Source organism: Phocaeicola sp. HCN-6420 (genome assembly GCF_037890145.1).
Lineage (GTDB): Bacteria > Bacteroidota > Bacteroidia > Bacteroidales > Bacteroidaceae > Phocaeicola.
This window is the reverse complement of sequence record NZ_JBBKBJ010000021.1, coordinates 26544-37722: the sequence shown is the minus strand read 5'-3', so window position 1 is coordinate 37722 and position 11179 is coordinate 26544. Positions and strand designations below refer to the sequence as shown.

Below are 11179 nucleotides of genomic sequence, written 5' to 3'. Positions count from 1 at the left end.
ATAAAGTTTGGACTATGGTGTAATGGCAGCACAACAGGTTTTGGTTCTGTTTGTCCAAGTTCGAATCTTGGTAGTCCAACGGAAACTCTACAGAAAGGCCCTGAAAGATAATTCTTTCGGGGCTTTTTCTATATAAAAACTCAAAGGGTACACATTCCAATCGGAATATATACCCTTTTCCAAAATGCTTTTACAACTAAATCTCTAAAAATATATTTTCAAACGAGCCTATACTTAATCAAAATAATTCCTGAGGAAGTTTCCCATCCGCGAACTTATATTCCACACCCAACAAATGCATAACATAAGGAGCAATATCTATCTGGCGCATGGTTTGTATCTCTTTTCCTTTATCTGATACACTACATCCATATACCATGAAACAAGTGGGGTCAATCCCTGAGAAATAACCGTGAGAACCACCTTCCTTTACAAGAACATCGGCGCCCGTACGGTTTGTAGAGACACTGATTCCAGCAATCGGCTCTAATGCTAAAGCCACTTTAGGATCTCCCCCCATTGCAGTCAATTCTTTTTGAGATACGACCTTGAACAAGCTGCGCGTTTCAACAGGAAGATTCTGTATGATATTCTCAACCTTTTCAAGAGTCTCTTTATCATTAGAGTCACGAAGGTATAAAAACATCACCGAACCATTTCCATGAAAACAGGCTTTCCAGTCGCCTCCAGGCTTTTCACTCAATAATCCCGCATGAGTAAGCCAGACATTTGGAGCAATTACCCGATTTATATCAGAAAAGCCATGATCGCCACATACGATAATCGTTGTACTATCCATACGATGCGTTTGCTTTAAGTTCTCGACAATTAAACCAATTGCATGGTCCGCACTCGCAACAGCCATTCGAGTACGTTCCGACTGCATACCTGTAGCATGCTGGGCATAGTCTGTCGTTATCAAATGAATCGTCATCAGATTAGGATGATATTTATTCATTATATAATTAGCCATATGTGCTGTACGGGCATCGCGGGTAATGGAACCAGCCCCAAAAGTCAAATGATCTAACCGACCAACAGCATTTTCTTCAAGCTCATCCAATATACCCGACGGAGTACAAACGGGCTTAATAAAATCCAACTGATTGGCTACACGCTTTACAGACCAATATTCCGGAATGTTATAATCAATCCAACGTGATTTAGTCGATACTGGCCAAAACAAGGAAGCTGTAGTAAAACCAGATTCTTTAGCAGCCTGCCAGATAGTTGGAACCTTTATACTATCTGCATACCAATAACTCACCACAGAATCTTTGTTGAAAACAAACGGAGCGTTATAAAAGATACGATGATGAACAGGAAGAGCTCCCGTCACAATACTGGTATGTGACGGATAAGTAGCTGTAGGAGGTACACCTTTTACTTTATCCACAAAAAGACCTTCTCGTTTCATCATCTTTAAATAAGGTGAAGGCATTTCCGGATCAGTTACCATCCCTGCATGCATTCCGTCAATCGTTATCAATATGACATATTTCGAATTATCGGCAACTGCATCCGACAACCATCCCAAACAGAACAGAATGACAGTAAACAATCTATAGTTCAAACTATTAATTAAAGAACGGCACAACATATTCAGATGATTTATTTTCTACAATAACCTTATTCATATTATAACGGATGGTTACCTTTTTAGTCGTTTCATCCATTGTAAAGTCATCCATACCCTGGTTCAATGGAATAAACGAAGGAATAAGAGCCTCCATATACGGCTTAGCCGACGGTGTATTAGCAGCCTCAACCTCACAAACAGGTAATTTAATACCTAAATCGGCCACTCTTCTCCCCTCAGCAAAGAAGATTTCCTGACGCATTAAATATAATAACTCTAAGGTTTCATCTACTCCACTGGTTTCATTTATCATAGCTTCAGAAACAGATGTTCCAGAAATATACGGAACGCTGATTAAATGAGGAGCCTGACGGTCTAAAACCAATCCGCTACGATATTCTTCACCTTCAGAAGCCGCCACTACATATTCCGAACTGTTAGGATAATGTTTGTATCCTCCATTAAATCTTCCTTCCAACTGATCATTCAAATCTGTTTGAACAGGACGAGATTTAACCAAAGTAAGCAATTGCTTCATATAGTCTTTAGCCCCGTCAATATCATTATCGGCCAAGGCCGCTTCTGCCAGAATGAGATAATCTTCTTCTGCCTTTCCTATATTTATAGGACGTTCTTCCGTACTGGTTAGCTTAAAATACTTAGGATCCAGAAAATCCAATCTCGGTAACGGCTGGAACCAGGTTCCCCATGTAGCAGTCTGAATGGAATTCAGAATATTGTTTACTCCATCAAACTGTACTTGTTTTACAAAATCGCCAGAAAAGGACAAGGCTGTCTGAGATTCATTCACAGCATTCGGTTCATCACCCAAGCGATAATAAACACGTGCTTTCAGTGTATGGATAAAAGCTCTATCCTCATCTGTTTCTACATATTCCAAAGCCTTGTCTAAAACCTCAACAGCCGTTTTAAGTTGTACATCCCAAGTTTTGACATCACCTCCATCCTCATCAGGCAAGGCGCGAAAATATTCTCCAGCAAGTATATACGAATAAGCTTTAATATAATACAGATTAAACAAATCGCTTTTCTTTGTCTTTGCATCAACAGGAGCCACTACATTGATTCCATAATCGGCAGACTCACGCATGGTACCTATATATCGCTGAAGATTGGTAACATCAAGGTCTGTATACAGAATTTTCGGTATATCGAACACCTTACTACTTTGAGAATAATTATTAAAATAATTGTCCGACATAATCTCCATCAGCTCACAATAAGAACCTATCGATTCAGCAAAAGAACTATTCGTTCCATTTACCCAAGCCTGCATCGCATTTGCCGAATTTAAAAACGTATTTTCATCGACATTCGGATTGATAATATCATCAGGCTGCAATAACTCACAAGAATTAAGTGTAAAACACGTTGCAACTGACAGAAATATATAATTGATTGCTTTCATATACCTTTTATTATTTAGAAATTAACTTTAACTGATCCTATATATTGACGAGGAGTAGAATAGGAAGAATAGTTCAATCCTCCGGTAGCTACAGCTCCTTGAGAACGAGCACCCGACAACAATGCCTCAGGATCGACAGAAGCAGCCGTAAAAGAGAATGGATTATATACATTGAAACCGAAACAGATTTCCTTCAGATACCTCTTCGGCTTAACCGTATAATAAGCCCCGATGTTTCTAATCTTTAAATAATCAGCTTTTTCAACGAAGAAGTTTGTAAAATTCAACCAAGCCGCACCTTGTGTTGTTCCTTCAAGTGCTTTATCCGGTATGCTGGGATCCTTTAAACCTTTTGCAAAACGGAACTGACGGTCGAAAGAATGTACGTACGACCCAGCCTGATAATCACCGCTTACAAAGAATGAAAGATTTTTATAATCGACATTCAATGAGAAGTTTCCATACAGAGTAGGTATCGTTGTTCCTAAATCTTGCAACTCCAGAACTTCTTTCAGTGAACCGTCTTCATTCAAAACCGCCTTCGAACCACGAATAAAACCGACAGGCTTTCCTTCTTCCACTACGGTCTGTACCGTACGTGAAGAGAATCCACCGATTGCAAAAGGAACTGTTCCACCCGTACTCAAAACAACATTGTGATTTGTATTAGCCGACGCATTCAGACGCACATTCCAATCTTTCGTATTGACCAGTTGCATACCTACCGTCAGCTCAATACCTTTATTTTCAATTTCACCCACATTTGCCAGATAACTTGCAGACTGTCCGGAAGAAGGCAGCGAAGGAACACTAAAGAGTGCATCTTTGGTACGAGCATAATAATAAGTTAACCCGACATTCAAAAAATGGTTAAACAATACAGTATTAAAGCCGACTTCATACGAATGTTTCTTTTCCGGTCCCAAATCCGGATTACCATACTTACCGAACGAAGCAGCCTGCTGACCTAAGAACGAATTCACAGCGATTGTTTTCTGATACTCGAAAGCAGGTGGATAACTACCTGCAATACCATAATTGGCAAATAGTCTGAAGGAATTCAGCATACCACTGTTTACAATGGATTTCATAAACGCTTCGTCCGACAACTGATAAGACAATCCAATTTTAGGATAATATTGCCAACCCACATTATCACCGAATGCAGTGTTATAGTCTGCACGCAAACCTAAGTCCAAATAATATTTATCTTTTATACCAATGTTCTCTTGTACAAATACACCATAATTATATAGATAGCTCAACCATTCATCGGCACTCTGTGTACCAGCTCCAGTCATAATCAGCGCACCATCTCTGACATTCGTTCCATTATACACAGACTGATGGTCATAAGTGCTGAAATACTGAAAACCAGCAGTTGTAACCAGACTCAGAATATCACGGAAATGATAATTATATTGTCCGTTCAATTCAATGGTAAGCCCTAAATAGTTACGGTCAAAGTTATTGATACTACCCGCATCCGAAGTTCCTTCCGGCTTTTGCTGAGTATGAATCAAATACTCGTTTGTCGTAATATTCTTATTCGTATTCAAACGATAATCCAATCCAAAAGTCCCTTTAAAAGTAAGATTCTGAAGAGGTTTAAATGAAAGTGACTGAGATGTCTGAAAACGACGTACAGATTCTTTATTATTCTGCAAAGCTTCAGCTTTATCGACGAAAGCCTTCATCTGGGCAAATTCATAATCACTTGCAGCATCAATATCCGGATTGTAGCCAACGGAATTCCCATTTTCATCTACATAATCAAAATTAGCAGCAGCAGAACCTTCCGTAAACCACAATCCCGTATATCCTCCCTGATTACCATTACGGCTACGGCGGAAATCTTCCACTACCATACCAAATGAGTTCTGATATTCTAATGCTTTATTAATTTTCAGACGAGAACCGAAACGCAAATCGTACTTTTTATCTTCATTCCCGTTATGTATCAAAGTTCCGGTACTATTACTCATGCTCGCTCCTAAACTATAACCATATTTTTCATTTCCGCCATCGAAAGCTACACGATATTTCTGTGAGAAACCAGTCTGATGCAACAATTCTTTCGTACGCTTAAAATGATAAAACTGAGAAGATGCGACATCTGCTCCCAACTCAGCCTCTACAGAAGCATTAAAACGTCCTTCACCTCCTTTTTTAGTGAATATCTGAATCACTCCATTTGCAGCATCCGAACCGTATAATGTAGTAGCAGCACCTCCGGTCACATATTCTATACGTTCTATATTTTCCATCGGAATATCCCCAATAGAACCTGTAGCAGCAGCATTTCCACTCAAAGAGTTATTCAATGTTGCTCCCGTATTCATGTTATCCACACGTACTCCATCAACATAAATAACAGGAGTAGAATTTGAAAAAGCAGAAGAAAGACCACGAGCCTTAATCAAAGACGTCGTACCCGGCTGTCCATTTGACAAGTTTATCTGCACATTCGGAAGTGCATTTTGTAACATCTGATCAATACGCCCTTGTGGCATTTTCACCAAATCTTTTTCACTTACCGTCGAAACATTCGATGACAAACGTCTCTTTTTGATTTCAGCACCTTGTCCGGTCACCACCACTTCATCCAATTTGAAATTGTCTTCATTCATTTCAACAACCACCCCTTGCTTATCTTCCGATAAACTGATTTCCTTTGTCACATACCCTACATAAGTCAGCTCCAATGTTGCTTTCGTTGCATCAACATCCAGAGAAAAATTACCATCTACGTCTGTAATAGTCCCAATACTGGGATTACCTTTTAATGCTACAGACACTCCAATCAAAGCCTCCTTCGTACTTTGGTCTATTACTTTTCCTTTTAATAAATTTGCAGATGCCGAAAAAGGCAATAAGCACATGATTCCTGTTAAAGCTAAATACCTCATAAACAAATCCCATTAAAAACTGGTGCAAAAGTATCCGACCCTAATTACAAGCAAACGACAGAACAATGACGTTATGGCTCTAAAAACATTTCAAAAGCTGTAAACTTTATTAAAAAGATGTTGCATCTATTTCATCCTTGAACCCTCGAAAAAAGATTTTTCCATTTTCTTATATCAAGTATTCACGCTTTTGAAGTATCTTTGCTGTCCCTAAACATAATCTTAAAAAGAAAGGAATAACCGTGGCTAAGGACAATGACGTGGTATTAACCCCCATGATGAAGCAGTATTTCGACTTAAAGGCGAAACATCCCGATGCAATCATGCTCTTCAGGTGTGGCGACTTTTATGAAACGTATTCGGAAGATGCCGTAACAGCTTCCGAAATTCTGGGAATCACGCTGACCAAACGTGCCAACGGACAGGGTAAGACGGTGGAGATGGCGGGATTTCCGCACCACGCACTCGATACGTACCTGCCGAAACTGATTCGGGCAGGACGACGTGTGGCTATCTGCGACCAACTGGAAGACCCGAAAACCACAAAGAAGCTGGTAAAAAGAGGCATCACCGAACTGGTTACGCCGGGTGTTGCCATCAGCGATAATGTATTATCTTATAAGGAAAACAACTTCCTGGCTGCCGTACATTTCGGCAAGACAGCTTGCGGCGTCGCTTTCCTGGATATTTCGACGGGAGAATTTCTTACCGCTGAAGGCCCTTTCGACTATATCGACAAATTACTGAATAATTTTGCCCCGAAAGAAGTCTTGTTCGAACGGGGAAAGAAACCGATGTTCGAAGGTAATTTCGGCAACAAGTTCTTTACCTTCGAGCTGGACGACTGGGTGTTTACCGAAGCGTCTGCCCGCGAAAAGCTGCTGAAACATTTCGAAACCAAGAACCTGAAAGGTTTCGGAGTGGAACATCTGAAGAATGGTATCATTGCTTCCGGAGCCATTCTGCAATATCTGGATATGACGCAGCATTACCAGATCGGGCACATCACTTCGCTGGCACGCATCGAAGAGGATAAATATGTACGCCTCGACAAGTTCACGATACGTAGCCTGGAGCTGATAGGCAGCATGAATGAAGGCGGAACCAGCCTGCTCGATGTCATCGACCATACCATCAGCCCGATGGGAGCCCGTCTGCTGAAGCGGTGGATTGTCTTCCCGCTGAAAGACGTGAAGCCCATCAACGAACGACTGGACGTAGTGGAATATTTCTTCCGAGAACCGGATTTCAAGGACTTTATCGAAGAGAAGCTGCATCTGATAGGCGACCTGGAGCGTATCGTCTCGAAAGCTGCCGTAGGACGTATCTCTCCACGTGAAGTCGTTCAGTTGAAAGTAGCCTTGCAGGCGATAGAGCCTATCAAGAATGCCTGTCTGAATGCCGACAACGAAAGCCTGCGGAAGATAGGTGAGCAGCTGAATCTCTGTGCTTCCATCCGCGACAAGATTGCCAAGGAAATAAACAACGATCCCCCGCTGCTGGTCAACAAGGGAGGAGTGATTGCCGACGGAGTCAATCAGGAGCTGGACGAACTGCGCCACATTGCTTACTCGGGCAAGGATTACCTGCTGCAAGTACAGCAGCGCGAAAGTGAGCTGACGGGCATCCCCAGCCTGAAAATAGCCTACAACAACGTGTTCGGCTATTACATCGAGGTAAGAAATACACATAAAGACAAGGTTCCAGCCGACTGGATACGCAAGCAGACACTGGTCAACGCGGAACGATACATCACGCAGGAACTGAAAGAGTACGAAGAAAAGATTCTGGGAGCGGAAGACAAGATTCTGATTCTGGAAACCCAACTGTACAACGAACTGGTGGCAGAACTTGCCGAGTTTATCCCTGCCATCCAGATCAATGCGACACAGATAGCCCGTCTGGACTGCCTGCTGTCGTTTGCCAACGCAGCCCGGGCCAACAAATATATCCGTCCGGTGGTTGCCGACGACGATATTCTCGACATCAAGCAAGGACGTCATCCGGTCATCGAGAAACAGCTTCCGGCAGGAGAAAAATACATTGCCAACGATGTGTACCTCGATACGGAAACGCAGCAGATCATTATCATCACCGGACCGAACATGGCAGGTAAGTCTGCCTTGCTCCGACAGACAGCACTGATCACCCTCATGGCGCAGATAGGCTGTTTCGTACCTGCCGAAAGTGCGCACATCGGACTGGTGGACAAGATTTTTACCCGTGTGGGAGCCAGCGACAATATCTCGGTGGGCGAATCAACCTTCATGGTAGAAATGAACGAAGCGGCAGATATTCTGAACAACCTTTCGCCCCGCAGCCTGGTATTGTTCGACGAACTGGGACGTGGTACCTCTACTTACGATGGTATTTCCATCGCCTGGGCCATCGTGGAACATATACACGAGCACAAGCGAGCCCGTGCCCGTACGCTCTTCGCCACACACTATCACGAGCTGAACGATATGGAAGAAAGCTTCCCGCGTATCAAGAATTACAACGTTTCGGTGAAGGAAGTCGACAACAAGGTCATCTTCCTGCGTAAGCTGGAACGGGGAGGAAGCGAACACTCGTTCGGTATTCATGTGGCAAAGATGGCAGGTATGCCCAAGACCATCGTTAAGCGTGCCGACGAGATTCTGCATCAGTTGGAAAAGGAAAACCGTCAGGAAGGTATCTCTTCACACCATAAGGTAGAGCCTAAGACCGTGCATCAGGACGGAGTGCAGCTGAGTTTCTTCCAGCTCGACGACCCTGTGCTGTGCCAGATACGTGACGAAATACTGAATCTGGACGTGAATAACCTGACTCCGCTGGAGGCGCTGAACAAGCTGAACGAAATAAAGAAGATAGTAAGGGGGAAATAATACCCTCTACCCGCATATTATGATTCCCTGTACTGCCGGAAAATGATACTCCGGCAACACAGGGAATGCCTATTGAAAGGGTAATAAAGAGATACTATCAACGGGAATACAGATGATATAATACATCGTTAACCAACGTGATTGTTACCAATGCGCATACAACTCCCAACGAGAAATATCCATCTACTGCAAAAAATAAAATCCACCATACACACATGGCTCCGGCATCCAAATAAAGATACTTCCCTTTATCGGGACAAGCTGCCTTCTTCTTATATAGTACCAACAAATCGAAAAGAATAGAAATTATAAATAGTCCCATAAGAAGAGCAAGCCACAAAGCATTTTTTCCAATACTTTCCACAAGTCCATAAACAACAGCCAGACCTAATAATAAGGAACATACCATCCTGATTTTGAAATACGTGTTACTGCTTTGCATAATGACTAATTTTAATAGGGTAAACAAGTTAATAAAAATCGAATTCAAAATATCTGTATTCGATTATGGTAAGTAAAAACATTTGTATAAAACCATATCTATCTTACTTTTCATCACTACGAAGATAGAATAAAATCAGGCATCATACAAGGAAAAGAGGGTGACACAAAGTAGACATCTATAGAATATCAGCACGCTGATTATCAAAGAAATAAGAAAATATTTAAAAGAGAAAGGTAGACAAGAGGAAAAGAACAAGGAGACATGTCACTTTTTGAGCTATATTTGTAATAGCTTTACAAATGTTTATTATGAAAAATATCATCCTCGTCATCATAATTATCATAGCAGCAGCTGCTTCACTTTCACTTATCATTTATCTGAAAAAAACACATGAAATAAATACTCCATTGCTACAGATAGAACAACTGAAGCATGAAAGTTCTGACAGTACATTGAATATACAACCTGTACAAAACGATGAAATACAGCAAACGGTACACCAAACTACCAGACACATCCCATCCATACGGTTAGAATCTAAAGTAGCAGACCTCCAACTTAAATACGCCTCGATTCAAGATGAAAACACTTTACTGAAAATAAAACAACAACGTCTTTATATCTCATTATTCGGAATTTGTATAGCAGTACTTATTGCTACTATCATACTTTCTTATATATATAGGGAAGAAAAACGCAAACTGGCAGAACAGATGCGATCAAAAGACGACCTGATGAAGGAAATGAGGCTGCAACTGCAAGAAAAGACTATCGACCTGCATGCTGCACAGGAAAAAATCATCGAAAAGGAAATGGCTCTGGACAAAGAACTTTCACAGAGGGAAAAGATGAGGAGCGAATACTCTTCAAAGGAGGCTGCCATGAGAAAGGAAATCCTGCGCCACAGCGAGATCATCAGAAAAATGGAACAGCTCAATAAAATGAGCCAGCAGGATAAAATACAAAGCCGGTCGGTAGTGCTCTCCGACGAGGAACAGGACAATCTGGCGGAAGTTATAAACATCTGCTACAACAACTTTACAGACCGGCTTTGGAAAAAGTTCCCGACGCTGACAAAGGCGGACATCTCGCTTTGCTGCCTTATCAAGATCGGCATCTCAAACAGCAATATGCTTTACCTGCTCGACACCAGCAAGGTCGCCTTGAAGAAACGGAAAAACCGCCTCAAACACGACAAGATGGGTATGGACGAAAACGATTCGCTGGATGAGTTTATCATGGGATTCTGACGAGCATTATGCTCACTCTTTCACCCATACATGTTCTATCTCTACGACATACATTTTATGGAATCCGCCATGTCCTTCGCCGTACCAGCGGCTTACCAGTGAAGCATCGATAAACTGCTCGGGCTTTATCATATCGGCATACAGTTTTCTGCATTCCAGTACCATACGTGCCTGCTCGTAGGCAATGTTTCCTTCGGGAGTGGCAAAAGGTTTCAGTCCGGTAGCCGCTACCTTGTCGATGTCGCGTCCCGACTTGGAACCGCAGATTTTATGTATATCTTTATGCTCTTCGCCTAAGAAAGACAGGGTAAGCGTTTCTCCCTCTTCAATAAACTGGTAGGTATAACGCTCGGGACGGATGAAAATAAAGGCTACGGGCTTTGCCCACAAAACACCGGTTCCGCCCCAGCTTGCCGTCATCATGTTAAACTTTTCCTGTGTTCCGGCCGTTACCAGCATCCATTCCTTACTGATAGCGTCGAACATGTTATCTTTCAGTTCCGATACATTTATTTCTTTCATACATGCATATATTTAATGGTTCATCAGGGCAAAACTACTAAAATTATCGGTTCTCTGAGAAAAACGCTTTCAGAAGTCGCTGAAAATTTGTACAAACATTTTTATTTTTTGTACAAAAAATAAAAAAACATCAGCACGAATCAGACAGGCTCCCTGCATCTTCCTGCCCGAACCTCCT

General features: G+C 41.9%; 7 protein-coding genes and 1 tRNA gene. 3 read left to right on the top strand and 5 right to left on the bottom strand.

The features are described from left to right. The first annotated feature begins 8 nt into the window (after nt 1–8). Nucleotides 9–79 (top strand) — tRNA-Gln (locus WKT12_RS11890). Nucleotides 80–238: 159 nt separating this feature from the next. Here WKT12_RS11890 and WKT12_RS11885 read toward each other — a convergent pair. From WKT12_RS11885 to WKT12_RS11875, 3 genes are read right to left on the bottom strand one after another with little or no spacing between them, the layout of a single operon-like run. Then, nucleotides 239–1573: an alkaline phosphatase family protein gene (locus tag WKT12_RS11885; RefSeq protein WP_340319816.1), complete on the bottom strand. Its 1335-nt coding sequence runs from the start codon at nt 1571–1573 to the stop codon at nt 239–241. 4 nt (nt 1574–1577) lie between these two features. Continuing rightward, on the bottom strand, nt 1578–3008 hold the full coding sequence (locus WKT12_RS11880) for a hypothetical protein (RefSeq protein WP_021970868.1): 1431 nt from the start codon (nt 3006–3008) through the stop codon (nt 1578–1580). Nucleotides 3009–3022: 14 nt separating this feature from the next. Beyond that, entirely contained in the window at nt 3023–5890 is a 2868-nt protein-coding gene (locus WKT12_RS11875) for a TonB-dependent receptor domain-containing protein (protein WP_418586953.1), read from the bottom strand. A 302-nt stretch (nt 5891–6192) separates the two neighbouring features. Here WKT12_RS11875 and mutS point away from each other — a divergent pair, with 302 nt between their 5' ends. Next, nucleotides 6193–8784 carry a DNA mismatch repair protein MutS gene (gene mutS / locus WKT12_RS11870; RefSeq protein ID WP_340319834.1) on the top strand — a complete coding sequence of 864 codons (2592 nt, stop codon included), beginning with the start codon at nt 6193–6195 and terminating at the stop codon, nt 8782–8784. 97 nt (nt 8785–8881) lie between these two features. Here mutS and WKT12_RS11865 read toward each other — a convergent pair whose 3' ends face one another. Continuing rightward, nucleotides 8882–9226 carry a hypothetical protein gene (locus tag WKT12_RS11865; RefSeq protein ID WP_340319814.1) on the bottom strand — a complete coding sequence of 115 codons (345 nt, stop codon included), beginning with the start codon at nt 9224–9226 and terminating at the stop codon, nt 8882–8884. 311 nt (nt 9227–9537) lie between these two features. On the opposite strand from WKT12_RS11865, the gene WKT12_RS11860 reads away from it, so the two are divergent. Then, nucleotides 9538–10479, top strand: a complete 942-nt coding sequence (locus WKT12_RS11860) for a hypothetical protein (protein ID WP_340319813.1) — start codon at nt 9538–9540, stop codon at nt 10477–10479. 12 nt (nt 10480–10491) lie between these two features. Here WKT12_RS11860 and WKT12_RS11855 read toward each other — a convergent pair whose 3' ends face one another. Then, entirely contained in the window at nt 10492–11001 is a 510-nt protein-coding gene (locus tag WKT12_RS11855) for a flavin reductase family protein (RefSeq protein ID WP_007570732.1), read from the bottom strand. Between the last annotated feature and the right edge of the window lie 178 nt (nt 11002–11179).

Bases quoted from the DNA above. Each gene is read 5' to 3' on its own strand.
- WKT12_RS11880 (WP_021970868.1), bottom strand. From the start codon at position 3,008: ATGAAAGCAATCAATTATATATTTCTGTCAGTTGCAACGTGTTTTACA.
- WKT12_RS11875 (WP_418586953.1), bottom strand. From the start codon at position 5,890: ATGTGCTTATTGCCTTTTTCGGCATCTGCAAATTTATTAAAAGGAAAA.
- mutS (WP_340319834.1), top strand. From the start codon at position 6,193: ATGATGAAGCAGTATTTCGACTTAAAGGCGAAACATCCCGATGCAATC.
- WKT12_RS11865 (WP_340319814.1), bottom strand. From the start codon at position 9,226: ATGCAAAGCAGTAACACGTATTTCAAAATCAGGATGGTATGTTCCTTA.
- WKT12_RS11860 (WP_340319813.1), top strand. From the start codon at position 9,538: ATGAAAAATATCATCCTCGTCATCATAATTATCATAGCAGCAGCTGCT.
- WKT12_RS11855 (WP_007570732.1), bottom strand. From the start codon at position 11,001: ATGAAAGAAATAAATGTATCGGAACTGAAAGATAACATGTTCGACGCT.